This is a genomic window from Candidatus Electronema sp. JC (genome assembly GCF_048287365.2).
GTDB lineage: Bacteria > Desulfobacterota > Desulfobulbia > Desulfobulbales > Desulfobulbaceae > Electronema.
This window is the reverse complement of the sequence record NZ_JBLWEM020000024.1, coordinates 25,243-50,051: the sequence shown is the minus strand read 5'-3', so window position 1 is coordinate 50,051 and position 24,809 is coordinate 25,243. Positions and strand designations below refer to the sequence as shown.

General features: G+C 58.4%; 18 protein-coding genes and 2 tRNA genes. 9 read left to right on the top strand and 11 right to left on the bottom strand.

Translation table 11 applies throughout. From position 1 onward, the window contains the following. The 8 genes from ACNKH3_RS03915 to ACNKH3_RS03880 form a co-directional block, all read right to left on the bottom strand. Entirely contained in the window at positions 1-1,506 is a 1,506-nt protein-coding gene (locus ACNKH3_RS03915; protein WP_420208324.1) for a class I adenylate-forming enzyme family protein, read from the bottom strand. After that, complete coding sequence (locus ACNKH3_RS03910; RefSeq protein WP_417916411.1) at positions 1,472-1,684, bottom strand: hypothetical protein; 213 nt, start codon at positions 1,682-1,684, stop codon at positions 1,472-1,474. The genes ACNKH3_RS03915 and ACNKH3_RS03910 overlap by 35 nt, the downstream gene beginning before the upstream one ends. Positions 1,685-1,855: 171 nt before the next feature. Further along, positions 1,856-1,930 (bottom strand) — tRNA-Glu (locus ACNKH3_RS03905). A gap of 12 nt (positions 1,931-1,942) precedes the next feature. Further along, a tRNA-Lys gene (locus ACNKH3_RS03900) sits at positions 1,943-2,018 on the bottom strand. Positions 2,019-2,103: 85 nt separating this feature from the next. Next, positions 2,104-3,378 (bottom strand): diaminopimelate decarboxylase, encoded by a 1,275-nt coding sequence (gene lysA / locus ACNKH3_RS03895; protein WP_417916412.1) that lies wholly within the window; start codon positions 3,376-3,378, stop codon positions 2,104-2,106. A gap of 328 nt (positions 3,379-3,706) precedes the next feature. Further along, positions 3,707-5,755, bottom strand: a complete 2,049-nt coding sequence (locus ACNKH3_RS03890) for a tetratricopeptide repeat protein (protein ID WP_417916413.1) — start codon at positions 5,753-5,755, stop codon at positions 3,707-3,709. A 114-nt stretch (positions 5,756-5,869) separates the two neighbouring features. Further along, positions 5,870-7,309 carry an amidohydrolase family protein gene (locus ACNKH3_RS03885; protein ID WP_420208323.1) on the bottom strand — a complete coding sequence of 480 codons (1,440 nt, stop codon included), beginning with the start codon at positions 7,307-7,309 and terminating at the stop codon, positions 5,870-5,872. 298 nt (positions 7,310-7,607) lie between these two features. Then, on the bottom strand, positions 7,608-8,849 hold the full coding sequence (locus ACNKH3_RS03880; RefSeq protein WP_417915925.1) for a tetratricopeptide repeat protein: 1,242 nt from the start codon (positions 8,847-8,849) through the stop codon (positions 7,608-7,610). 328 nt (positions 8,850-9,177) lie between these two features. On the opposite strand from ACNKH3_RS03880, the gene ACNKH3_RS03875 reads away from it, so the two are divergent. The 8 genes from ACNKH3_RS03875 (at position 9,178) to folP (ending at position 19,450) form a co-directional block, all read left to right on the top strand. Then, positions 9,178-10,455: a 3-deoxy-D-manno-octulosonic acid transferase gene (locus tag ACNKH3_RS03875; protein ID WP_420208322.1), complete on the top strand. Its 1,278-nt coding sequence runs from the start codon at positions 9,178-9,180 to the stop codon at positions 10,453-10,455. After that, positions 10,452-11,078: a hypothetical protein gene (locus ACNKH3_RS03870; RefSeq protein ID WP_420208321.1), complete on the top strand. Its 627-nt coding sequence runs from the start codon at positions 10,452-10,454 to the stop codon at positions 11,076-11,078. The genes ACNKH3_RS03875 and ACNKH3_RS03870 overlap by 4 nt, the downstream gene beginning before the upstream one ends. 21 nt (positions 11,079-11,099) lie before the next feature. After that, positions 11,100-11,714, top strand: a complete 615-nt coding sequence (locus ACNKH3_RS03865) for a hypothetical protein (protein ID WP_420208320.1) — start codon at positions 11,100-11,102, stop codon at positions 11,712-11,714. Further along, entirely contained in the window at positions 11,695-11,928 is a 234-nt protein-coding gene (locus ACNKH3_RS03860; protein WP_420208319.1) for a hypothetical protein, read from the top strand. The genes ACNKH3_RS03865 and ACNKH3_RS03860 overlap by 20 nt, the downstream gene beginning before the upstream one ends. 60 nt (positions 11,929-11,988) lie before the next feature. Then, on the top strand, positions 11,989-13,098 hold the full coding sequence (carA, locus tag ACNKH3_RS03855) for a glutamine-hydrolyzing carbamoyl-phosphate synthase small subunit (RefSeq protein ID WP_420208318.1): 1,110 nt from the start codon (positions 11,989-11,991) through the stop codon (positions 13,096-13,098). Between the two features lie 346 nt (positions 13,099-13,444). After that, the gene (carB, locus tag ACNKH3_RS03850; RefSeq protein ID WP_420208317.1) at positions 13,445-16,672 is read left to right on the top strand and encodes a carbamoyl-phosphate synthase large subunit; all 3,228 of its coding nucleotides are present in this window, start codon (positions 13,445-13,447) and stop codon (positions 16,670-16,672) included. A 69-nt stretch (positions 16,673-16,741) separates the two neighbouring features. Further along, on the top strand, positions 16,742-18,574 hold the full coding sequence (gene ftsH / locus ACNKH3_RS03845; protein WP_420208316.1) for an ATP-dependent zinc metalloprotease FtsH: 1,833 nt from the start codon (positions 16,742-16,744) through the stop codon (positions 18,572-18,574). A gap of 69 nt (positions 18,575-18,643) precedes the next feature. Beyond that, positions 18,644-19,450, top strand: a complete 807-nt coding sequence (gene folP, locus ACNKH3_RS03840) for a dihydropteroate synthase (RefSeq protein ID WP_420208315.1) — start codon at positions 18,644-18,646, stop codon at positions 19,448-19,450. A 63-nt stretch (positions 19,451-19,513) separates the two neighbouring features. Here the strand turns inward: folP and ACNKH3_RS03835 are convergent, their stop codons facing one another. The 3 genes from ACNKH3_RS03835 to mutL form a co-directional block, all read right to left on the bottom strand. Continuing rightward, positions 19,514-19,810 (bottom strand): hypothetical protein, encoded by a 297-nt coding sequence (locus ACNKH3_RS03835; RefSeq protein WP_420208314.1) that lies wholly within the window; start codon positions 19,808-19,810, stop codon positions 19,514-19,516. A gap of 345 nt (positions 19,811-20,155) precedes the next feature. Then, positions 20,156-20,425 (bottom strand): hypothetical protein, encoded by a 270-nt coding sequence (locus ACNKH3_RS03830; protein WP_420208313.1) that lies wholly within the window; start codon positions 20,423-20,425, stop codon positions 20,156-20,158. A gap of 197 nt (positions 20,426-20,622) precedes the next feature. Further along, entirely contained in the window at positions 20,623-22,356 is a 1,734-nt protein-coding gene (gene mutL, locus ACNKH3_RS03825) for a DNA mismatch repair endonuclease MutL (RefSeq protein WP_420208312.1), read from the bottom strand. A 340-nt stretch (positions 22,357-22,696) separates the two neighbouring features. Between mutL and ACNKH3_RS03820 the strand changes: the two genes are divergently transcribed. After that, the gene (locus ACNKH3_RS03820; RefSeq protein ID WP_420208311.1) at positions 22,697-24,619 is read left to right on the top strand and encodes a vWA domain-containing protein; all 1,923 of its coding nucleotides are present in this window, start codon (positions 22,697-22,699) and stop codon (positions 24,617-24,619) included. Positions 24,620-24,809: the final 190 nt, after the last annotated feature.

Here is a 24,809-nt window from a genome sequence, read left to right as displayed (position 1 = left end):
TCAGGCCGCAGACAGCAAGGCTTTTTTGTCAATTTTGCCGCTGCCGGTGGTCGGCAGGGCCTCCAGCAGGCGGAAGGCTTTCGGCACCATGTAGGCCGCCAGCCGCCCCTTGCAGTGCCGCGTCAGCTCCTCTTCCTCCAGCAGCACACCGGGCTGGGGCACGACAAAGGCTTTCGGCACGCAGCCATGCCGCTTCTCCTCCATGCCGACCACCGCCGCCTCGCGGATGCCGGGATGCTCCAGCAATGCCTGCTCGACCTGAAGGGGATAGACTTTGAGGCCCGCCACTTTGATCAAGCCGCTTTTCCGCTCCACGAAATGAAAGAAGCCCTCCGCATCCTGCCGGACCAGATCGCCGCTGCGGCACCAGCCGTCCTCGGCGGAGAGCGGAACGCCGCCCCAGTATCCCGACACCACGCCCGGCCCGGCCAGCAGCAGCTCGCCTGTTTCTCCAAGCGGCACATCGCGCCCCAGCTCGTCCGCAACCCGCGCCTGATAGTGCGGACAAACCCGGCCCAGCGAGCCATCAGCCCGGCGGCAGGACAGAGTGTTGGCAAGGGCGATGCCGGTGGTCTCCGTGCTGCCCCAGACCGCCAGCAGCGGCGTTTGAAACGCGGCGAGGAAGCTCCGGTGCAGGGCGGGCGGCGTGAACATGCCGCCGCTTTCAGCGATGCGCAGGCTGGGCAGCGCGGTGCTGCCGCAATGCCCGGCCATCATTTTATACAGCGCGGCCAGCCCCATCATGCAGGTGACGTTCTGCTCCCGGATGACCCGGATCACCGCCTTAGGGCTGATCTCCGGCAGCAGGGCCAGCGAGCCGCCGGTGTATAGAGCGCGGCAAAACAGCTCGTGCGGATGAGCGAAAGCGGCGAACATGCAGAGATGGACATCCTCGGCAGTCAACTGGAAGGCTTCGGCGGCGGCGCGGGTGTTCCAGTACAGATTGGCCTCGGTGCAGAGGGCCGCTTTGGCCTGACCGGTGGAGCCGGAGGTGAAATTCAGGTAGGCCAAGCTGTCAAACTGCTGCGGCTTTGGCTCGGCCAGCGGCGCGCAGCTCAGGCAGTCGGCCCAGCGGAGGAAGCTGCTGTCCCCCGGTTCGGCACTGAGGCTGATCACGGCTGCGCCGCAATCCCGCAGGCTGTCAGTCACTTTGCCGCTCACCGCATTTTCATCCACGATGATGACTGCGGGCGCGACGGCCAGCACGGCCTGCCGCACCCGCTCCGGGTGGTCCAAGTAATTGACCGGCGCGGGCAGGCAGCCCGCCAGCCGTGCCGCGAGAAAGGAAAAAATCAGCTCCGGCGCGCGCGGCAGCAGCAGGCAAATTCTGGCATCGGCGGTCAGCTCCTGAGCGGCAAGGAAGCTGGCCAGGCGGGCGGCCTGCTCCCAAGTCTGCTGATAGGAAAAATGCCCTCTGCCGGAGCGGATGAAGACTTTGCCGGGTGTGGTTTCGGCCCGGCGGAGCAAGGCTTCAGTCAGTGTTTGCGATTGTTCCGGGAACGGCATCAACGTTGCGGAAAAAAAAGTCAAGTCTGCGCGAGATGGCGGCGCGGCTGAGAAAAAACAGAGTATCACAGATGCGGGCGGCGCTGTCAAGCGTCATCAGCTTAAAGTGAATAAATTCCGCAGCGGAGATGACGACCGTCAACAGCACAGCAAGAAGGCGCGGCTCATCGTCGGTCAAAACGCGCTTTCCGCATCCTTCTGCAGGCGGCAACAAAACAGAAGTTACGCCGTTCGGCTGTCAATTTGTTGATTTTATCCAGCTGACGATGCAAGCAGTGGAAAGGCAAGCTATCCGCAGAACGCAGAAAGGGAGTCAGCACTTTCGTGCTGACTCCCTGATATTGCTTCGCGTCCCCAACCGGATTCGAACCGGTGTTGTCGGCGTGAAAGGCCGATGTCCTGGACCTGGCTAGACGATGGGGACTTTTGAGTTGCGTGGTGGGTCGTGCGCGACTCGAACGCGCGACTCTCTGCTTAAAAGGCAGATACTCTACCGGCTGAGTTAACGACCCTTAGCAGAGACCATATATATACTTTTTTTCCTGCGTTGCGTCAAGAAAAAAGCGAAATTCAGCTGGGCTTGTCCGCTTTATTCTCTTATTTCAAGATGCTCACTGCCTCTCCACGCACCAAGTCATCGTAGCACTCCCGCTTGCGGATAACCTCAAAGCGACCGCCGCTGACCAGCACTTCCGCCACTCTGGGCCGAGAGTTGTAGGTCGAGGACATCGAGAAGCCGTAGGCCCCGCTGCTCATCACGGCCAGCAGCTCGCCGGGCTGCACGTCCGGTAGCGGCCTGTCCTTAGCAAGGAAGTCGCCGCTCTCGCAGATCGGGCCGACCACATCCGCCTCCTGAAGCTGCCCGCCGCTTGCTGCTGGCTCGCGCACCGGCAGGATCTCGTGGTATGCACCATAGAGCGAGGGACGGGCAAGATCGTTCATTGCCGCATCGACGATGATGAAGCGTTTCACCTTCTCGCCGCCGCTGTTGACCTTGGTGTACTGCACTTCTGTCACCAGAATGCCCGCGTTGCCGACCAGCACCCGGCCCGGCTCCAGAATCAGGGTGCAGTCCATGCCTGCCAGCTCGGCCCGCACTGCCGCCGCGTAATCAATCGGATGCGGCGGCTGCTCGTCGTCGTAGGGAATGCCGATGCCGCCGCCCATGTCCACGTATTTAATCTGAATGCCTTCCTGATTGAGCTTGGCGATGAAGGCTTTGACCTTGCGCAGGGCCTCAATGAACGGCTCAATCTGCGTAAGCTGCGAACCGATGTGGCAGCTCACGCCGACAATCTCGATATGCGCCATCGTCTTGGCCCGCAGATACTCCTGCAAGGCCTCAGTCACCGGGATGCCGAACTTGTTCTTGGCTAGGCCGGTGGAGATGTAGGCGTGCGTCTTCGGGTCAACGTCCGGGTTGATGCGGAAGGCGATGCGGGCGCGGGTCTTCAGCTCCGCCGCGACCTCGTTCAGCCGGTCCAGCTCCTGCGGCGACTCGACATTGAACATGAGGATGTCCGCCTGCAATGCCTCAGCCAGCTCGCGGCGGCTCTTGCCTACACCAGAGTAGATGATGCGCAGCGGCTCCACCCCGGCCTTGAGCGCCCGGAACAGCTCGCCGCCGGAGACGATGTCCGCACCGCCGCCCAGCTTGGCAAAGAGGTTGAGAATAGCGATGTTCGAGCAGGCTTTGACTGCAAAGCAGGTCTGGTGCGCCATGCCCTTGAAGCCCGCCTCAAAGGCGGTGAAGTGCCGTTTGAGGGTGGCGGAGCTGTAGAGGTAGAAAGGGGTGCCGACCTGCGCGGCGATGTCTTGCAGGCGCACGTCCTCGCAGCAGAGTTCGCCGTTCTGATAGGTAAAGTGGTTCATGTCGTTCCAATGGATGAAGAATATTGACAGGCGCGGTGTGCTGCCCGATGGACTGCGGCTGCCGCGCTGCCCGCGCCAGAGTGCAAAGATTGGTTGCACCAGAGTACAACAGCACGTTGCACGAGAGTACAACGGTGGATACTTCTCTCGTGCAACGGAGGCTACTTCGAGAGTACAACGGCTGCTTTCACTCTCGTGCAAGTTGCGGGCGGACTATCCTTGCCGCGCTGCCTGCACCAGAGTGAAAAAACTGGCCACAGCAGAGTGTGGCTGAACGTCCCTGCGCCGCCTGCGGCCAACCACCGTAGTGGCAATTCATGAATTGCCACTACGCCCGCCGTGCTGCCTGCACCTGCGCCAATCCATCGCGGTATTTCTCCAAGGAAGGATGGCCGATGGTCTCTGCAATCCGCACGGCATGGCTGATATATTCCTCCGCCTTGGCAAGGTCGCCGAGGTCTGCGAAGCTGACTCCAAGATTCCAGCTAATTTCCATTTCTCTTGCTTTGTCACCAAGCTCCCGTGCTATCGCCAAGGCGTGTTCGTAATACTCCAACGCCTTGGCAGCATCATTTTGGATACGGTAGATGGCGGCGATGTTGTTCAGGGTTGCGCCCTCCCCGGTCTTATCGCCAACCTCCCGTCTGATAGGGAGGCACTGTTCATAGTGCTGCAAGGCTGTCGCATAGTCGCCTTGGTTCATATAAAGCAGACCAATATTATTCAAGGTCGCACCTTCCCCATCTCGGTCGCCAATTTCTCGCTGTATTGTGAGACTCTGCTGATAATATTGCAGTGCCCGTTCGAGTTTGCCCTGCATCCAATAAATTGAGCCGATGTTATTCAGGGTTACACCTTCCCCCTCTCTGTCACACAGTTCGCGGCGTATTGCTAAACTTTGTTCATAATATGCTAATGCCTTCTGATACACCCCTATCTGATAGTAAGTCTCTCCTAAGCTATTCAGGCACCAGCTTTCATCCTTGCGGTCATCTGTATGCCGGGCGGCAGTCAGACGCATTTCTACGGCGGTCAGTTTATCTTCCCAATAACCACGCCTGTCTAAATAGATATAGATTGCATCAACCAAATCATGCAGCTCTTTACACAGCCTGCTTGCCAAGCAGCTTTCCATCAGCCGCAGGCAGTGCGCTCGTTCTACATCAAGGCGGTCATACCCATCCTTTCCAAACTTGCTTTGAGATTGGCAAAAAGTAATGTAATAGGTTGCCAATCGTTCAAGACTCTCTTTGCTCAAAGGCAACTCAATGCGGGCATAGGCATGGATCAGACTATGACTTGCTTGCCAGCGTTCATCTCGCCTCTCAAGCAAACCATAATTGAGCAGCTCATTCAAACTCGTGCGGCATCGCCCTTCATAGCCATCGAGAATAGCTGCTACCGGTTCACGAGAAAATGGCGCAAAGGCTAACGTGCCTGCCATGCCCAGCGCAAGGCGGGCATCATCGCTCACCTGAGCCACGCTGCGGCGCAGCTGCAAGGCCGCATTTTCTTCCTGATGCTGTCCGCCCGCCAGCTCCTTGAACGGCTCCTTCTCCAGCCAGCACAAGTAATCCGCTGTCTTCTCGCCTGTCATTCTCAGATAACGACCTGCTATCCGCAGAGCCACCGGCCAGCCGTCTAGTATCATACAGATTCGGCGCACGCTTTCCGCATCACTAATAATCCCGCTATAAGCCCGGAACATCTGTTCAGATGCTTCATATCCCAACGGCCTTAAAATCAGCGGAGGGGTCAGAGCATCGCTCCGTTTCCTACTGGTGATCAATACTCCGCAGGTGCCGCGCAGTTTAAGAATGGCTGGCAGGTCATCGGCATTCTCTGTACCATCCAATATAAGCAATGCCTTCTTGCCTGAAAGTGCTTGTTGGACTGTAGTCGGAAGGTCTGCCTTCGTCTCGATCTGAAAGGCCGCGCATATAGCTTGCAGGGCTGTCTCCACCTTCGGCTGATGATAGAAGCTGTGGAAGACAATGCCGTCCGGGAAGCGGTCTGGTTCCAGTCGATGCACCGCCTGAGCAGCCAGCATACTCTTTCCCATACCACCCGGCCCGCAAATGGCTACGACTTTGCCGGGATATAACCTGTCAAGCAACTCGGCAAGCTCCTGATCGCGACCGAAGAAGTGAGCATCGAGGGCAGGAAGCTGTCGTGGAACAGTAGCTTTTTGTCCTTGCTCACCGGATGACGGCAAGCTAAGGCTAAGGGAGTAGGTGTTGTTCTGCTGGCCTATGGCCCTGTCGCCTTGGCCGATGTTCTGCGGCCCACCGTGACTGGTAAAGCTGTTGCTTTGCACATTCCCGCTGCCGGAGCAGGTGTTGCCGTTGCCGTCTATATGCTGGCTGACTGTGCTCATACGTCCTCCTCAACCTTCGTTCTGATGGCGATGTCCCGCAGGCGCACGTCCTCGCAGCAGAGTGCGCCGTTCTGCCAGGTGGAGCGGTTCATGCTCGTGTGATAAAAAAGGTGATTAAGCCGCTCCCGGCAGCGCGAACCCGCTCTTGTCCGCCGCGATGGCGGCCACGGTCTCCAGCTCGTAGTAGCGGCAGGCTTCCATCAGGAAGCGGCATTCAGTCCACATGTCGCCGTCCACCAGCGGCATGAAGAGGTCATGGATGTTGTCCGCGCCGAGATAGACAGGCAGCTCGTTGGCGACCAGCTCATCCACCGGGGCGATGGAGTTGTGCAGCGGCGCGTATTTTTGGAGCTGCTTCATGCTCAGGGCCGCTGAGGGGCAGACGATGAAGGACAGCCCTGCCTCCTTGGCCAGGCGCATGATCCGCTTGCGCTCGCTGGGGTCTTTGGCGGCCAGCGAGACCGCGTGCACCGCCCGCACCCGGCCTTCCATGCCGTGCTCAATGGTCTTCACCGCCAGCAGCTCGGTCTCGTTCTCGTCCGGGTTGTTCTCCTGATCCACATGCACATCCACCGGCTTGCCAAGGTTCTTGGCGATGGAGAGGATGATGTCCAGATGCTTTTCCGGCAGGGGCCGGTCTTTGGACGGCAGGCCGCCGACCACGTCTGCCAGCGCGCAGGCCTGCTCGAAGAAGTCCCGCGACTCCTTGTTCAGCACGCCCTCCAGCGGCTGCACAGCGATTTCAATCTTGATCTCGCGCTTGTGCTTCTCCTTCAAGGCAAGAGCCACCTGCATCGGCAGCAGCTTGACGGTCTTGTCCGCGTCAATAAAGGTGCGGCAGTGCGTCACGCCCTGGGCCTTCATCACCTCGATGCAGCGGCTCATCCGCTCGGTCAGGTCGCTTTCCGAGTAGTTCTCCTTGATGTACCTGTACAGCTCCCACTTCTTCTGCATGTCCGCCTGACTGAGCTTGAGGTTGTCGGGCGAGATGATGTAGGACTTGTCGAAATGGGCGTGATAGCAGGCGAAGCCGCCTTTCTCCAGCACCATCTGGAGGAAGTGCTTCTTCATGTCCCAGGGCGCGGACGGATCAGTGATCGCGTAGTTGAAGATGTTCCCCTTCTTGTCCTTGAGCAGCCGCTCCAAGGTCATGGCGGCCAGCTTGACGCTGGTGAAGATGGGAATGCCGTTCTCGATGCAGAGGGCGCGGATGGTGGAGGAGTCGGAAGATTCGTCGTAGTCCCTGTTGCCGGTGAGGATGTTGATGACCAGATCAACTTTGCTGTCCGACAGATAGGGCAGGATGTTCGGGGCGATGTTGTCGGCGATCTTGTGCAGCTCAGTGTTTTCCACACCGTGCGCCAGCAGGAAGCGGCTGGTGCCGGGCGTGGCGAAGAACTCCACGCCGATGGTCTTCAGCTCTTTGATGTGCGGCAGCAGGGTCTGCTTGTCCTCCTCCTTGCCTGAGCTGACCAGGATGCGGGTGCGGCTGCTGCGGCTGGCGAGCTTGAGGTTGAAGGCCAGCAGCTCCAAGGACTGATCAAAGTGGTTCATGGCGCAATGATGGGGAAATGGATGGGAGTTACGCGGTTGCCTCGTCCGTCCCTGCCTGCGTGACCGCAGAGATGCGGCAGGCCTGACCGGACAGATGTGGCAGGCCACATCGCGGAGATGTGGCAGGCCTGATCGAACAGATGTGGCAGGCCACATCGCAGAGACGAGGCAGGCCTGATCCCGCAGATGTGGCCTGCCACATCTCCCGGAGTCCGCGCCTGCGGCTTTTCAGCCTGTCCCGCCACTGTTCCTCCTGCCAAAGCTCCTTCGCCGCCTTGACGCGCGGCAGCAGGGCGCGTCACAGCGTCAGCCGGTCCTCGCTCTGCCCTCCTGCCGCAGCCGCAGCCGCCTCCTGCGCCTCCAGGACGCGCTGGAAGAGCGCGGCGGCCATCTCGTTGTACTGCTTCGCCTCGTCCTTTTTCCGCTGCCGGTCGCAGAGCTTGGCCAGCTCCTGATAGATGCTGCCGACTGCCGGATGATCCTTGCCGCGCAGCTTCTGGGTCACGGCTAAAGACTGCTTGTAGAACTCCTCGGAGCGGTCGTAGTTGCCGCAGATGCGGCTGGCCTCGGCCAGCTGGGTGTAGATGATGATCAGCCCGGCCAGATCGGGCTGCGGCGACTTGGTCTTGATCTTCAGCAGCCGCTCCAGCAGGGGCACGGCCTCGAACTCGGCCTCCAGCTCCATGTGCAGGCGGGCCAGCTTGTCGAGGATGCCGGCCAGCACCATGTCGTTGTCGGTCTTCTCCATGATCGCCAGCGCCTGCTTGTACGGCGCGTCGGCCTTCTCGTACTCGCCTTGGCTTTCTTGCAGCTGACCGAGCAGGAACCAGCAGATGCCCAGCTCCGGGTGGCTTTTGCCCAGATGCTTGGCGATGCCGTTCATCGCCTTCTTGCAGTAGTCCATGGCCGGGCCGGACTGGCCGGAAAGCAGCGCGGTGCAGCAGATCTCCCGCCGGGCAAGGGCCAGCTCCGCCGAGTCCTCGCCTTTCTGCACCAGCAGCTTCTCTATCATGGAGAAGCAGGCCAGTGCCTTCTTGTGCTGGTACATCTTGCGGGCGAGCAGACCAGCGGCCTTCAGGTAGTGAATATTGCTCTTGTCTAATTCGACGGCCTTGTCGAAGCGGACAGCGGCGCGGCTGAAATCCATCCGGCATTCGGCCAGCCTGCCGCTGTGAAAGGCGGCAAAGGCCGCGACCTTGCCGCCCTTGCCCACCAGCTTGTCCAAGACCTGCTCGGCCTCGGCGGTGCTGGCGTTGGCCCGCACGCTCACGCAGGCGAGATCGTAGTCATCTTTGCCGAGCATGTTCTGCAATTTGCCCAGCCCGGCCAGCGCGGCCTTGCGGCAGGCCATCTCGTTGCGGTAGCTCTGCTTGAAAAAGGTCAGGGCCTCGGTGATGGCGGTCACAGCCATTTGCAGCTTTTCCCGCCTGCTGTCGTCGCGGCTTTCAATGGCCGCTGTCAGCGCGGGCAGGAGCTTCTTTTTCTGGGCGATCAGGCGCTGCCCGTAGGATTCAGGCGACAGGGCGATATTTTCGGACACGGCCTCGGCTCCTCCTCAGCATCAGGAAAACATGGCATGGTTCAGGGGCCGCTGCGGTCTGCGCGGCGGCAGCGGGAAAGTTCTGCGCTCCTTGGTATAGCAGACCGCCTGCCGCAGGACAAGAAAATATTGGCTGAAAGCAAAGCGCACAGGCGATTAGTCCGAATAATCCGCTGATTCTGCGGCAGCGGCTGTCAAATAAAACCGCCGCTGTTTTTTCCGCCCGCCGCCGCTTCCCTCTTGACGTTCCGGGCCAATCCTGTTTAAATAGCCTGTTTTGCGAAGGGAAGAAAAAAGACAGCCGGGACCGGCGCAGGCCGGGATATTCATGCTGCACACTCTCTACCGCACACTGAGCACGGCTGTTCACGCCCTGCTTCCGGCTGTCCTGCCTGTTTTGAACATCACCGCGCCCGGCTGGGAAATAGCCCAGCGTCTGGGCAGATATCAAGACACTTTCCAGCGCAGCGGCCCCTTGATCTGGATACACGCCGCCTCGGTGGGCGAAGTGCAGGCCGCCCGCGCCCTGACCGCCGCCCTGCGCACCAATCTTTTGAACTGCCAGTTTTTTCTGACCACCATGACCCGGCAGGGCCGGGAAGCCGTCCGCCTGCGTCTGCCGCCGGATGTCCGCTGCGGACTGGCTCCGTTAGACACGCTCCAGGCGGTGCGCCGCGCCCTGCGCACGGTGCGGCCCGATGCCTATGTCTGCTTGGAAACCGAGCTGTGGCCTACTATGCTGCGCGAGACCAGCCGGGCCGGGATTCCGCTGCTTCTGCTCAACGGCAGGCTCTCGGAACGCTCTTTCCGCAGATACCGGCGGCTGCCCGGCTTCATGGCTGATCTGCTCAAGAACTTCAAGGCTGTCGGCGTGATCGGCGAGCAGGACGGCACGCGGTTCCGCGAACTGGGCGCGGAGCAGGTGCAGGTCTGCGGCAATTTAAAATACGACCTGCCTGCCGCCGATACCGGAATGATGCGGGACAAATACCGGCTGCTGCTCAAGGCGGACGGAAAAAAGGTCTTCATCTGCGGCTCCACCCGCACGGGCGAGGAGGAGCTGCTCTTGCCGGTGTACCGCCGTCTGCGTGAGGAAACGGCGGAGGGCTTGCTCTGGATCATCGCGCCCCGCCACCTGAAGCGACTGGATGAAATCAGGCGGCTGCTCAATGAGGCCGGGCTGGAATACGAGCTGTTCTCCCGCTGCGCGGCGGAAGGGCGGACAGCGGACATCGTGCTGGTCGATTCGCTCGGCGAGCTGGCCGATCTCTACGCGGCGGCGGATGTCAGCTTCTGCGGCGGCAGCTTGGTCAACAAGGGCGGCCACAACATCATGGAGCCGGTGCGTTGGCGCAGGCCGGTCTGCTTTGGGCCGTTCATGCAGGATTTTGCCGATGCGGCGGAAATGGTGCTGGCCGCTGGCGCAGGTTTTCAGGCGCGTGATGCCGAAGAGCTGGCCGACTGCCTTTCCGCGCTGCTGCGCGATGAGCGGCTGTATGAGCAGACCTGTCAGGCGGCGGAACGGCTGGCAGTGGCCCAGCAGGGTTCGGCACAGCGGCAGGCAGAATTGGTGATGCGGGAATTGCAAGCAAAAGGTCGCGTATGAGAAGCATCTTCAAAGAAGGGAAAAAATACACCTTCAGCGATTATTTTGAAATGGGCAATCCGACGGAGGAAATTGTTGTCGCCTTGGGATACGCCTTTTTCACGCAAGCCGTCGCTCTTCCCCGCTTGCAGACTGTCAGTCAGGAAACTGCTGAACGCATCAGTTCCACGTATTATGCGCTCCTGCCAAAGATTTCGCTCTCTTCTGAAACAGCGAAGCGCGAAGTGATGATTGCGCCGGTGCTGCATTCGGTCATTCAAAATATCAACGCCAAGCTGAATATAGAATATCCGGTTGAGGTGAATGACAAGCTGGGCGGGACGATAGATTACCTTTTTCGCTCGCCGCAAAACTTGATTGTCATTGAAGCGAAGAAAGGCGACCTTGAACGCGGATTCAATCAATTGGCCGCTGAGATGATCGCGATGGACATGTACGAAGAGCCGTCAGCGATGCAAAATATCTACGGCGCGGTCACGATTGGCGAGGTCTGGCGTTTTGCAGTGCTGGAGCGGGAAGAAAAGCGGCTGCTGAAAGATGTTCACACCTTCCGTTTCCCTGAAGATGTCAGCGAGATATTCTCCATTTTGAGCGGAATGCTCGCTCCGGCAAAGATTCACTGAATCAAGGAACAGAGAAAAATTATGCCATACGGCACGTTCAGGTCGGTTTCTGAGGTGGCGAGGATATTTGACATCGCCGTTGGCGGCAGCCAACCTTTTGCAGGCAAATTAAAGGTCGAAGTTCCTGACTCTGATTTCAAAAGAATCAAAAACAAGCTGGCTGATGACCTGAACTTCATCAACGAAACCACCATCTGCGAAAGAATCATCAGTCCAATTTTAGAGTTGGTGGCAAATAACTATGACCGGCTGAAGATATGGTCGCATGTTCCCTATAACGTGGACAAGGAAAAGGGTTTAGTTGGTGAGCCAGATTATTTGATTGCGCCGCGAACGAAATACGGCGACATGGGAGTGCCACCGCTCTGCATTGTCGAAGCCAAAAAGGACAATTTTGAGGAAGGCTGGACGCAAGCATTGGCAGAAATGGTGGCTGCCTCTCTGCAAGGCAGCAAAATGTGTCTTAGTGTTGTCACCACAGGCAATACGTGGGAGTTTGGCAAACTGGAAAACCGGGTGTTCATCCGGGAGCCGAGAAAATTTTCCGCCACGGTTGACTTGCAGGAGGTGTTTGATGTGCTGAATTGGACGTTCAGTATGGCGGCATCATCTCTTGATGAAGATTCCCCAGCATAAAAATCACCGTCGGATTGTCATGTTAGCCCTGCGCCAAATCCACACAACTCAAAATCAGCAAATTCTCATTAAACTGCCGCCTGAGTTCGATGCGTATGAAAAAATTGAGGTTATCATTCTGCCTGTAGAATTTGGCAACAGCAGCCCCTTGTCCGCAAAGGAATTTGTCAAACGTTTCGCGGGAGTCATTCCAGCAGCCAGCGAGAACAACTGAAACTCCCGTATTCCGCTCTGCTCCATACGGGCCGCACAACAGAGAAAAATCCAATTCAATATGAAAGCACTAATCGCGCTTGAAGACGGCACTGTGCTGCCCGCACGCTCCTTCACCGGGGCAGGCGAGGCAGCCGGGGAAATCGTGTTCAACACCAGCATGAGCGGCTATCAGGAAATCCTGACCGACCCCTCCTACACCGGCCAGATGGTGACGATGACCTACCCGCTGATCGGCAACTATGGCATCAACCCGGAGGACATGGAATCCGCCGCCGCGCATCCCCGCGCCTTCCTGATGCGCGAATACCAAGCCGTGCCGAGCAACTACCGCGCCAGCGGCACCTTGGCCGACTTCCTCTGCAAGTTCGGCGTACTCGGCATCGAGGGTTTCGACACCCGGATGCTGACCCGGATCATCCGCAAGCGCGGGGCGATGAAGGCGGTCATCTCCACCGAAGACCTCAACGAGGCTTCGCTGGTGGAGAAAGCGAGAAACTGGGCGGGCTTGGTCGGCCAAGACATGGTGGCAGGCGTGACAGCGGCCAAACCCTATGCGTGGAGCACAAACGGTCCGGTCGCGGGCAGCACCTTCCCAGCGGGCGGCAGGTTCAAGGTTGTGGCCTATGACTTCGGCATTAAGTACAACCAGCTCCGCATTCTGACTGAGAAGGGATGCAGCGTCTTGGTCGTGCCTGCGAAGACATCGGCTGCCGACGTGCTGGCTCTGAACCCGGACGGCGTGTTCCTCTCCAACGGCCCCGGCGACCCGGCTGGCGTGGCTGGCGTGGTCGAGAACATCCGCGCCCTGCTCGGCAAGAAGCCGATCTTCGGCATTTGCCTTGGCCACCAAATGCTCGGCCTTGCCTATGGCGGCAGCACCTTCAAGTTGAAATTCGGTCATCGCGGCGGCAACCAGCCGGTGAAGGATTTGCAGACCGGTAAGGTGGAGATCACCTCGCAGAATCACGGCTTCTGCGTTGATCCGCAAAGCCTGCCCGCCAGCGTCGAAGTCACGCACATCAACCTCAACGACGGCAGCCTTGAGGGGATGCGGCACAAAGAATACCCCGCCTTTTCCGTCCAGTATCACCCGGAACACGCGCCCGGCCCGCACGATGCCGTTTACCTCTTCGACCGCTTCATCGGCCTGATGGAAGGGCGCAGATAACAGCGGCGATGAGGCGTTCCCGGCTGGAAATGCCGCATTTGACGCTGGCAACGGCTCGTTGCCAGCTGGAAACAGGCCATTCCCGCTTGGCAACGAGCCGTTCGCTGCTGGCAATGCGGTATTCGCAGCAAGGAATGAGGCGTTGCCAAGAAGGAATGCCTCATTCGCACGTGGAAATGTGCCATTCCTTGTTGGCAATGAGGCATTTCCAGTGTCAAACGGGCCATTCGCAGCCGGAAGCAAGCCGTTTCTTGCCCGGAATGCGCCGTTCGCAGCCAGCAGAAGAACATTCTCCCTTTCAGAAGGACCGCTGCCTGTCAGCTTAAATATTTTCGTACAGTTCGCCATGCCCAAACGCACAGACATACATAAGATTCTCATCATCGGCTCCGGCCCGATTATCATCAGCCAGGCCTGCGAGTTCGACTATTCCGGCGCGCAGGCGGTCAAAGCCCTGAAAGAAGAGGGCTACGAGGTGGTGCTGATCAACTCCAACCCGGCCACGATCATGACTGATCCCGGTCTGGCCGACCGCACCTACATCGAGCCGATCACCCCGGAATATCTGACCAAAGTGATCGAGCGCGAGCGGCCAGACGCGCTCCTGCCGACGCTCGGCGGCCAAACGGCCCTCAACACCGCGATCAAGGTGGCGGAAAGCGGCGTGTTGGAGAAATACGGCGTGGAGATGCTGGCTGCGGACGCGAAGGTCATCCGCAAGGCCGAGGGCCGCGAGGAGTTCCGCGACGCGATGCGCAAGATTGGCCTCAATGTGCCGAAATCCTTCATCGTCCACACCATCGAAGAAGCGATGGCCGCAGGCGAGGAGATCGGCTTTCCGGTCATTGTTCGGCCCAGCTTCACCCTTGGCGGCACAGGCGGCGGCGTGGCCTACAACCGCGAGGAGCTGCATCAGATGTGCACCGCCGGGCTTGACCTGTCCATGACCACCGAGATCATGCTGGAGCGCAGCTTGCTCGGCTGGAAAGAGTACGAGCTGGAGGTGATGCGCGACCGCAAGGACAACGTGGTCATTATCTGCTCGATTGAGAATATTGACGCAATGGGCGTGCACACCGGCGACTCAATCACCGTGGCCCCGCAGCAGACTTTGACCGATGTCGAGTACCAGAACATGCGCGACGCGGCCATCGCCATCATCCGCGAGATTGGCGTGGAGACCGGCGGCTCGAACGTCCAGTTTGCGGTCAATCCTGCGGACGGCGAACTGATGGTGATTGAAATGAATCCGCGTGTCTCGCGCTCGTCTGCTCTGGCTTCCAAGGCGACCGGCTTTCCCATTGCCCGCATTGCTGCTAAACTCGCTGTGGGCTACACGCTGGACGAGCTGCAAAACGACATCACCAAGGAGACCTGCGCCGCTTTCGAGCCGACGCTCGACTACTGCGTCGTAAAGATCCCCCGCTGGACCTTCGAGAAGTTCCCGGAAGCGGATGATTGCCTGACCACAGCGATGAAGTCGGTCGGGGAAACGATGGCTATGGGCCGCACCTTCAAGGAGGCTTTCCAGAAAGGGCTGCGCTCGCTGGAGATCGGCTGGACAGGCTTCGGCTTCAGCGGCAAGATGGACTTGCGGCATTTGGACAAGGACGACCTTGAGCACGGCCTGCGCAAGCCGAACTCCAAGCGCGTCCCGCATCTGTTCGAGGCCCTGCGCCGGGGCATGAGCATCGAGCGCATCGCCGAACTGACGAAGATTGACCCGTGGTTCTTGGTCAACATGCGCCAGATCGTCGAGGCCGGACAGACGATCAAGGAAAAGGGGCTGGCCGGGCTGCTTGATGCCGATTTCCTCTTTGAGGTCAAACAGCTGGGCTTCTCTGACGCGCAGCTTGCTCATCTGACCGGCACTGCTGAGGAGGACATCCGCCAGCTGCGCAAGAAGCTCGGCATTCAGCCGGTTTATAAACTGGTGGACACCTGCGCCGCTGAGTTTGAATCCTACACCCCGTACTACTACTCCTGCTATGACCAGGAGAACGAGTCCGAGCCGTCCGACCGCAAAAAAATCATGATCCTTGGCGGCGGCCCCAACCGCATCGGCCAGGGTATTGAGTTCGACTACTGCTGCGTTCACGCCGCCTTTGCCTTGGAGGAAATCGGCGTGGAATCCATCATGGTCAACTCCAACCCGGAGACAGTCTCCACGGACTACGATACCTCCGACCGCCTCTACTTCGAGCCGCTGACCAAGGAGGACGTTCTCAGCATCATCGAGCGAGAGAAGCCGGACGGCGTGATTGTCCAGTTCGGCGGCCAGACCCCGCTCAACTTGGCTGTGCCGCTGGCCCGCGCCGGAGTGCCGATAGTCGGCACCTCGCCTGATGCCATCGACCGGGCCGAAGACCGCGAACGCTTCCAGCAGATGCTGCAAAAGCTCGGCCTCAAGCAGCCAGAGAACGCCATCGCCCACAATCTGGCTGAGGCCCTGAAAGCGGTGGAGCAGATCGGCTTCCCGGTGGTCATGCGGCCTTCCTACGTGCTTGGCGGGCGCGACATGCGCATCGTCTACAACGAGCAGGGCATCCGCGAGTTCATGGCCCTGCCTTCGGTCGCGGGCAGCGAGCATCCGGTGCTGCTCGACCGCTTCCTGAAAGACGCGATTGAGGTGGATGTGGACGCGGTATCAGACGGCAAGATGACCGTGCTCGGCGGGATCATGGAGCATATCGAGGAGGCGGGTATTCATTCCGGCGATTCGGCCTGCGTCTTGCCGCCGCACACGCTTTCTGTCGAGATGATCGCCGAAATCAGCCGGGCGACCAAGGCCATGTCCGCCGAGCTGGGCGTGGTCGGCCTGATGAACGTGCAGTACGCGGTCAAGGACGAGACGCTGTATGTGCTGGAGGTTAATCCCCGTGCCTCGCGCACCGTGCCGTTCGTCTCCAAAGCCACTGGCGTGCCGCTGGCCCGGATCGCGGCCAAAGTCATGCTCGGCCTGACGCTGGAGCAGCTTGGCTTCACCAAAGAAGTTACCATTAAACACTGGGCGGTGAAGGAGGCGGTCTTCCCCTTTGACCGCTTTGAGAACGTGGATACCTTGCTCGGCCCGGAGATGAAATCCACCGGCGAGGTCATGGGCATAGACGACAACCTCGGCCTCGCTTTAGCCAAGTCGCAGCAGGCCGCTGGCCAGAAGGTGCCGAAAAACGGCTGCGTCTTCATCAGCGTCCGCCATTCCGACAAGGACGGCATGGTGCCGGTGGCCAAGGAGCTGGTCAGGATGGGCTTCAGCATTCTCGCCACCCAAGGCACGGCGGACAAACTGGCCGAGCACGGCGTGGGCTGCGAGCGGGTCAACAAGATTTCCCAAGGACGGCCCCATATTCTTGACAAACTGAAGGACGGTCAAGTACAGTGGATAGTCAACACCTCGTCCGGCAGCAGAACCACGGAAGATTCCTATTTCATCCGCCGGGCGGCCTTGAATTATCACATCCCCTACACCACCACAGTCAGCGGCGCGGTGTCGATGGCCCAGGCCATCGCTGCTCTGGCTGAAAAGGAAATCGGGGTGAAAACAGTGCAGGAATTCGCCGCTGCCCTTGACTGAGGGCCTGCGAGGTCATACCTTGCCCTGAAGGCGGAAAGCAAGCCTCAACCTAATTCCCTTCGCAGCTGAATGAACAACTTCTATAAAAATCTGAGCATGTGGCTGGTGATCGGCCTGACGGCGGTCGTTCTGGTCAAGCTGCTCGGCACCGAGCCGGATAGGCAAAGCATCGGCAGCAGCGTTGACATGGGCTACAGCCAGTTCCTGCTCAACGTCGAAAGTGGGGCGATCAACCGGGTCATGGTCAAGGGCGACAAATTAGTCGGCACCACTGTGGATGGCCGCCCCTTTGTCACCATGACACCCCGCGACTCGGAGCTGATGCCCCTGCTGCGCAAATCCGGCGTGGACATCACCGTGAAGGAGCCGGACCGGGAGTCGCTCTGGCTCTCGATCTTCATCTCCTGGTTCCCGATGCTGCTGCTGATCGGCGTATGGGTCTTCTTCATGCGCCAGATGCAGATGGGCGGCAAAGGCGGCCCGCTCAGTTTCGGCAGAACGCGGGCGAAGATGCAGGAGGAGGGCGAGTCTAAAATCACCTTCAAGGACGTGGCCGGCATAGACGAGGCCAAAGCCGAGCTGGAGGAGATCATTGATTTTCTTAAAGACCCGGAGAGATTCACCAAGCTCGGCGGGCGCATTCCCAAGGGCGTGCTTTTGGCCGGCCCTCCAGGCACCGGCAAGACGCTCTTGGCCAGAGCCATCGCCGGTGAAGCCGGGGTGCCGTTCTTCTCCATCTCCGGCTCGGATTTCGTCGAGATGTTTGTCGGCGTGGGCGCGTCGCGGGTGCGTGATTTGTTCACGCAGGGCATGAAGAACGCGCCCTGCATCATCTTCATCGACGAGATCGACGCGGTGGGCCGCCATCGCGGCGCGGGTCTGGGCGGCGGTCATGACGAGCGCGAGCAGACCCTCAACCAGCTGCTGGTGGAGATGGACGGCTTCAACGCCAATGACGGCGTGATCATCATCGCCGCCACCAACCGGCCTGACGTGCTCGATCCGGCCCTGCTCCGGCCTGGCCGCTTCGACCGCCAGGTGGTGGTGCCGATCCCGGACATCAAAGGCCGTCAGATGATCTTGGACATCTACGCCAAAAAGACCAAAATGGCCGCCTCGGTGAACATGGAGGTGATCGCGCGCGGCACGCCCGGCTTCTCCGGCGCGGATCTGGAGAACTTGGTCAACGAGGCGGCCCTGATGGCGGCCCGGCAGGGCGCGGAGGAAATCACCGTTGAGCTGCTGGAAAAGGCCAAGGACAAGGTGATGATGGGCGCGGAGCGCAAATCCATGATCATCTCCGACCGCGAGAAGAAAATCACCGCGTACCACGAGGCAGGCCACGCCATTGTCGCCCGCCTGCTGCCCGGCACTGATCCCATTCACAAGGTGACGATCATCCCGCGCGGCCGGGCGCTGGGCCTGACCATGCAGCTGCCCACGGATGAGAAATACACGCATTCCAAGCAGTTCCTGCTCAACACTCTGCGCATCCTCTACGGCGGCTGGACTGCCGAGAAGATCATCTTCAGCGAGATCACCACCGGTTCCGGCAACGACATTGAGCGCGCCAGCGACTTGGCCCGCAAGATGGTCTGCGAGTGGGGCATGAGCGAGGAGCTAGGGCCGCTGGCTTACGGCAAAAAGGAGGAGCAGATATTCCTTGGCCGCGAAATCGCCCAGCACCGCGACTACAGCGAAGACACAGCCCGCCGCATCGACGCGGTGGTGAAGGAGATGATCCTTGCCGCCGCTGCGGACACAGAGCAGCTGCTGAGTGACAACAAGGACATCCTTGAAGCGGTGGCTGGCGAGCTGCTGGAGAAGGAGACGATCACGCTGGAGGACATCGACCGGATCATCGGCAAGCTGCGGCCTGAGCCTGAGCCAGCTGCGGCCTGAGTTCTTCAGCAACACAGCATGAGGCGCAGGATTTTCCTGCGCCTTTTTTTTGGGGAGGAGGCAGGCAAGATGAAGAACCCCCAGCTCATGGGCATCCTCAACGTCACGCCGGATTCCTTTTCCGACGGCGGCAGCTTTTTTAATGCGCAAAGCATTCTCCGGCAGGCGGAGCGGCTGCTGGCCGATGGTGCGGACATCATTGATATCGGCGGTGAGTCCACCCGGCCTTTTGCCCAGCCGGTTGCAGAGGAGGAGGAGCTGCGGCGGGTCATCCCGGCGATTGAGGCGGTGCGCTCGCTTGCGGCGGAAATTCCGATTTCCATCGACACCACCAAGGCCGCTGTGGCCCGCGCCGCGCTGGCCGCCGGAGCGACGATGCTCAACGACAGTTCCGCCCTCCGTCACGACCCGGCGATGATTGACGCGGCCCGCAGCTTTGACGGCCCGTTGATCATCATGCACATGCAGGGTCGGCCCGGCGACATGCAGCTTGATCCGCAATATGCTGATGTGGTTGCTGAAATTTGCGCGTTTTTTCAGGAGCGGACAGCGTGGATGGCAGCGCAGGGCATCCGCCGCGAGCGGATCATTCTTGATCCGGGCATCGGCTTCGGCAAGACGCTGGAGCACAATCTGGCGATTCTGCGCAACATCAGCGCGTTCAAATCGCTTGGCTTTCCAGTGCTGATCGGCCATTCGCGCAAGTCCTTCCTCGGCAAGCTGCTTGGCCTGCCGACAGAAGAGCGGGACTGGGCCACGGCGTTAGTCTCTTCCTTTTGCGCCCGACAGGGAGCGAATATGCTCCGAGTGCATGACGTGGCGAAAACTACGGCGGCTCTGCGGTTGGCCGAGGCACTGGAGCCGCAGGCGGCATGAAAAAAAGCCCGTCTACGCAAAGGCATGACGGGCCGCCGGGCCGCCGGACGACGGAAGCCGAGATTACGGCTCAACTACGTCCGCAACTTTATATTCAGGGTGCAGTTCGCAAGGGCTTTTGCGCGGCAGCGTGTAGACCTCAGCCACATACTTCCCATTCTCTTTCTCCGGCAAAATGCGGACTTGCGTGCTGGCATCCAGCACACCCTCGCTGTCCCATTCGCTGGCGGCTTTCATGCCCGCCTCCAAGGCTTCAGCCGGTGTGTCTCCATGCACTCTGACGCATTTTCCAGCAAAAGCTGAAGCTCCAGAAATAAGCAGCATAGCGGCTGCACAAGCGGCGGCAAGCAGTTTCTTCATGATCGTATCCTCCCTCGATGATTGAAAATACGCCTCAGCATCTTCTCTGAAGGGCCAGTCCCTTCTTTTTCGTTATTGATAATCATTCCTAATTAAAGGATACGAAAAAAATAGGGCCTTGTCAAATTTTTGCAAATTTCGCTTTACTTGCTGAAACAAATGCAGTTTAATTATGTCACATAAAGTACAGAAAATAGTATTAACTATAAAATTAGATAGATACATTATAAAATTAGCCTTTTCTGTTTTATGCGAAGCAAAAATTGCGCATAAAAAAGCCCGTCTGCCTCAACAGAGGGAGACGGGATGGGCCGTATGGAGATCGGCTGTTACGCCGACCAAGTTTTATTTTCTGGCTTTTCCAGAGTCAAGAGAGGAATGGCAGACTTTCACCACATAGACACCATGCCCATTCTTTGGCAAGATATGAAGACGAGCCTTGCCTTTCTCTCCTCCCAGCTGCAAACCAGCACCTTTGGCAAGGGTCACACCCGCCTTGAAAGCATCATCCACAGTTTTCCCTTCGCCTGACAAGCAGTCTTTTTTTGCATCGCCAGCGTAAGCAACGCTGCCTGCAAGCAGTATAATTCCAAGCAGAATAATATATTTCTTCATGATCGTCTCCTTCAGCGTGACGCTGAATCTGTCATGCAGATTTTAATTGATATTGATAATCAATCCTACTTTTAGGATAAATGAAAATTCTGGCCTTGTCAAAAAAATTTCGATTTTTCTTTACTTGCTAAAAAGGATGCGGTTAAATATTTGCTGCTGCAAGTATAAAAAAATATATTTGCAGCAACATCATAAAGTTATGCTCTTTTGAACCATTTTTCCATTTCCTGCGGCGAAAACATCTTCAGCACCGGCCTGCCATGCGGGCAGTGCGAGAAGGCCGCGCAGCCGCCCATCTGCTCCAGCAGCTTCAGCATTTCTTCCGCCTGAAGACGTTTGCCCGCCTTGACCGCTGCCTTGCAGGCCAAGGAAGCCAGCAGCTTGTCCATATATTCCGGCACAGCGGCGGCCAAGCCGTCGAGAATATCCGCTAAAACCTCCTGCGGCGGCAGATGCGCAGCCACAGCAGGCAGAGTTTTGATCAGCCACGTGCTGCCGCCGAAGAACTCCGCTTCCACACCCAGCGCAGCCACCGCCTCGCGCTCCTTTTCCAGCAAATCTGCCTGCTCCGCCTTCAGCTCCGCCGTGACCGGGAAGAGCAGTGCCTGGCTGGCGGGCCGCCGCTGCTGATAATTGTCCCGCAGCTGCTGATAGATGATCCGCTCATGGGCAGCGTGCTGGTCAATCACCACTAACTGGCCGTCCAATTCGCAGAGCAGGTAGAGCTTGGCTAACTGGCCGATCAGACGTAGGCCGCCGCGCTCCGGTTCAAGCAGCATGGGTGGACGGCTGGCGGCGGCTGACGAAGGCGGCGTTTCCGGCGGCGGGACAAATTTTTCTTGGAATGGCGGCGGCGGCTCGGCAATGCAGATTTCTTGCTGCAGGGGCGAAAAAATTTTCGCCCCTACATTCTTATCCTCTTGTTTCGGCACAGCAAAGAGCCGCGAGCGCAGTCGCTCCTGCTGTAGCCGCACCGCCTCGGCCACCGCGTTTTTCACCGCCTGATGCGTCTCGCCGGACTTGCGGAAGCGTATCTCCCGCTTGGCCGGGTGGACATTGATGTCCGCCAGCTCCGGGGCAAGTTCCAGCAGCAGCGCGCCAGCAGGCTGCTGGCCCTTCATCAGCAGGCCCTGCATTCCTTCCGCTGCCGCGTGGCGCAGCATTCTGTCCTGCACAGGCCGCCGGTTGACGCAGAGCCGCAGCAGGCCAGCCGGGCTGCCGCTTGGCAGCAGCCAGCCGCGCACGGTCAGCTCTCCCGCCGCCTCCACCGCCAGCAGCTCCTCGTCCGGCCAGCGGCAGACAGCCCGCAGCCGTTGCTCCAAGCTGGCGGCGGGCAGATCAAGGGTCTTGCGCTCGTCTATATATAAGGAGAAGGCGGCTTCCGGGCAGGCAAGGGCCTGGCTGCGGATGACCTCCTCAATATGCGCCAGCTCGGTGCGTTTGCTCTTGAGAAACTTGCGCCGGGCCGGGATGTTGGCGAAGAGATTGCGCACTTCAACAATGGTGCCGCAGGCGCAGCCCGCCTCGTGGACATCGTGGAGAATGCCGCAGCGCACCTCGGCGCGCGTGCCTGCCGCCGCAGTGCTGGTGCGGGAGAAAATGCTCAGGCGCGAGACCGAGGCGATGCTGGGCAGGGCCTCGCCCCGGAAGCCGAGCGTGGTGATTGTGTCGAGCTGGCTGTCCTCGGTCAGCTTGGATGTGGCGTGGCGTTCGAGGCAGAGCAGCACGTCGTCCTGATCCATGCCGCAGCCGTTGTCCGCGACCCGGATCAGGCGGGTGCCGTCGTCCTCAATGTGGATGTCAAGCCGGTTGGCCCCGGCATCAAGGGCGTTTTCCAGCAGCTCCTTGACCGCCGAGGCGGGCCGCTGAACGACCTCGCCGGCAGCGATGCGGCTGGCAAGCTGATCGGAGAGGATGCGTATTTTTGACATGGCGTTTTTGTGCGTTTGGTTGACAGGGAAAAGGGGGATTCGGGCAGTATACAAGGATTGCAAGAGAAATAGAAATGATAATCATTACTATATTTAAAAAATCTTGACATATTTCTTGAAATGTGATCTAAAGTGCATTGTTACTGGGATAACTGTAATCGATTAAGTTCTTGGATTGGATAATTCGGTTTACTTTTTCCATCCGCTTCGATGGCATCGAGATGGATGCCGGTGAAGAAAGTTGCATAGACAGCTTAACAAGTTGTTCAAATGGAAATGCAGATTAATTTAATCTGCATCTCATTAAAATCATAACCGTTGTAAAAAAAGGAGGAGTACCATGAGAAAAGTCCTGTCGTTAACTACAGGAGCGGTGATTTTTGGAATCACCACGGCGGCACAGGCCCAAATTGATGTGGTTTTCAAGATCGATGAATCTGGAAGCATGCAGTCGGCAATTGATGGTGTCAAGACAAATGTCAAGACAATTTATGATGCCCTGCCTTCTAATTCTCATGTTGGTTTGGTGGGCTACGGATCTTGGAGTCACTGCGGCAGTGAAGGTCAAATCCCGCATGTTCACACACCGCTGACAGCCGATCAAAATGTTTTCTATAATGCGGTTGAAGATATGGTTGCAGACGGAGGCTCAGAGCAAGGATATCGTGCAGTTTATGAGTCGGCAACCGACACAATTGCTGCTGCGTGGAACGGCTCGTTCTGCGTGTCCACTCCTGCACCGTCGCTTGGTTTTACAGGAGCACCATACTGCAACATCCTCATTACTGATGAAACACCCAACCAAGGCGGTCGCACACAGCAAGAAGCCATAGCTGCCATGACGGACAGAGGAGGTGTTTTCTTTGGCATCATGCCAACCGGCCTGTTTGCAGAGACCCAGAAACTCGCGGACGACACAGGTGGAAAGCTCTTTGACTTGAATCAGTTTTTAAATAACCCGCAACCTGTCATTGCTGCCGTGCTTGAAGCCTGTGTCTGGGCCACGTCTCTCAAAGCAGGCGATGGTCTTGCAGAAGGAGAATGCCTTCCTGCAAACAGCACGAACATCACCTATGCGCTGGATTATGGAAATCCAAGCCAAAACAGTATCCAAGGCGTAAAGATAAGCCATACTGACGGCACATGGGGCGGCTCTTCTTGGAACGAGGATGTCGGCTCGCTCAGTGCCGAGGCAAGTGGTTCGGCGACAGCGACACTGCCTGTAGGCCCCCTCAGTCCTGGGATGAAATTCTCGAATCAGTTCACCATGAGCAGCACCACGCCGGGGGTGGCAAAGGCAGTCGCAACCAAAGAAACGCAGGTTTGCCTAAATCTGCCGCCGGTAGCGAAGTGCAAGGACATCCAAGTCTTTCTGGACGCAAACGGGAACGCTGCAATTTCACCGACTGACATCGACAACGGCTCATATGACCCTGATGAAGGAGATCATATCTCCTTGAGCATTTCCAAATCGAACTTTACTTGTTCGGATGTTGGTGTTCAAGATTTCTTATCCTTGACTGTGACTGATGACAGTGGCGCATCTAATTCCTGCGTCGCCAAAGTGACGACAGTGGACAAGGTTGCCCCTGTTGTCAAGACAAAGGATGTCACAGTGCAGCTGTCTGCCAGCGGAAAGGCTTCAATTGCCGTCTCTGATGTCGACGGCGGCTCTGCGGACAACTGCTGCATAGCATCCCGCAGCATCAGCAAAAACAGCTTCACTTGCGCCGATGTCGGCCCGCAGTCGGTGACGCTCACCGTAACCGACTGCAACGGCAACTCAGCCAGCGCAGCGGCGACGGTGACTGTGGCCGACACTCTTGCCCCGACCAATGTCCAAGCAAATGCGCCTGCAACAATTGTTCCGTCCGACGCTCCAATATCGTTCAAGGCGACGGCAACGGACAACTGCTCCGCAGCGATCCAGATAACCGACTATTCCTGCTATAAAGTCAAAAAAGACGGCTCGCAGCAGAGCAAGATGGAATCCTGTGTGGTCAATGTGTCAGGTGACACGCTTACTGTTGCTGATTCCGGCGGTGTCGGCGACAACATTATCTGGACAATCATTGCCACGGATCCCTCAGGCAATGCGACAACAGCGGAAGGCCATGTCCTTGTGGCGAATCCGGGCAGTTCGGGCGAGACCGCTAACAACGGCGTTGGCAACGGGCAAGACCCGCAGCCTCCGGGCAATCCTCCAGTAAACGACGGGCAAGGCACCAGCCCAGGCAATCCGGGACGTAAAGGAAAGAAGTAGCAAAGGCATTTTTCGCATATAGGAGTTACGCAGTTCGACCGCCAACTCATTGATTTTATTCAACTGGCGATCTAAGTAGGGAGAAAGACAACTGGCTGTAATAGTTGAACTTCTTGTTTCAACTGCGTAACTCCTGGCATAATTGTTTCAGAGCAGGGGCTGTTTTCAGCCCCTGCTTTTTTTTAGCGAT

What these genes read in the sequence shown, in the direction of transcription:
- ACNKH3_RS03915 (WP_420208324.1), bottom strand. Translation starts at nt 1,506, where the DNA reads ATGCCGTTCCCGGAACAATCGCAAACACTGACTGAAGCCTTGCTCCGC.
- lysA (WP_417916412.1), bottom strand. Translation starts at nt 3,378, where the DNA reads ATGAACCACTTTACCTATCAGAACGGCGAACTCTGCTGCGAGGACGTG.
- ACNKH3_RS03890 (WP_417916413.1), bottom strand. Translation starts at nt 5,755, where the DNA reads ATGAGCACAGTCAGCCAGCATATAGACGGCAACGGCAACACCTGCTCC.
- ACNKH3_RS03885 (WP_420208323.1), bottom strand. Translation starts at nt 7,309, where the DNA reads ATGAACCACTTTGATCAGTCCTTGGAGCTGCTGGCCTTCAACCTCAAG.
- ACNKH3_RS03875 (WP_420208322.1), top strand. Translation starts at nt 9,178, where the DNA reads ATGCTGCACACTCTCTACCGCACACTGAGCACGGCTGTTCACGCCCTG.
- ACNKH3_RS03870 (WP_420208321.1), top strand. Translation starts at nt 10,452, where the DNA reads ATGAGAAGCATCTTCAAAGAAGGGAAAAAATACACCTTCAGCGATTAT.
- ACNKH3_RS03865 (WP_420208320.1), top strand. Translation starts at nt 11,100, where the DNA reads ATGCCATACGGCACGTTCAGGTCGGTTTCTGAGGTGGCGAGGATATTT.
- ACNKH3_RS03860 (WP_420208319.1), top strand. Translation starts at nt 11,695, where the DNA reads ATGAAGATTCCCCAGCATAAAAATCACCGTCGGATTGTCATGTTAGCC.
- carA (WP_420208318.1), top strand. Translation starts at nt 11,989, where the DNA reads ATGAAAGCACTAATCGCGCTTGAAGACGGCACTGTGCTGCCCGCACGC.
- carB (WP_420208317.1), top strand. Translation starts at nt 13,445, where the DNA reads ATGCCCAAACGCACAGACATACATAAGATTCTCATCATCGGCTCCGGC.
- ftsH (WP_420208316.1), top strand. Translation starts at nt 16,742, where the DNA reads ATGAACAACTTCTATAAAAATCTGAGCATGTGGCTGGTGATCGGCCTG.
- folP (WP_420208315.1), top strand. Translation starts at nt 18,644, where the DNA reads ATGAAGAACCCCCAGCTCATGGGCATCCTCAACGTCACGCCGGATTCC.
- ACNKH3_RS03835 (WP_420208314.1), bottom strand. Translation starts at nt 19,810, where the DNA reads ATGAAGAAACTGCTTGCCGCCGCTTGTGCAGCCGCTATGCTGCTTATT.
- ACNKH3_RS03830 (WP_420208313.1), bottom strand. Translation starts at nt 20,425, where the DNA reads ATGAAGAAATATATTATTCTGCTTGGAATTATACTGCTTGCAGGCAGC.
- mutL (WP_420208312.1), bottom strand. Translation starts at nt 22,356, where the DNA reads ATGTCAAAAATACGCATCCTCTCCGATCAGCTTGCCAGCCGCATCGCT.
- ACNKH3_RS03820 (WP_420208311.1), top strand. Translation starts at nt 22,697, where the DNA reads ATGAGAAAAGTCCTGTCGTTAACTACAGGAGCGGTGATTTTTGGAATC.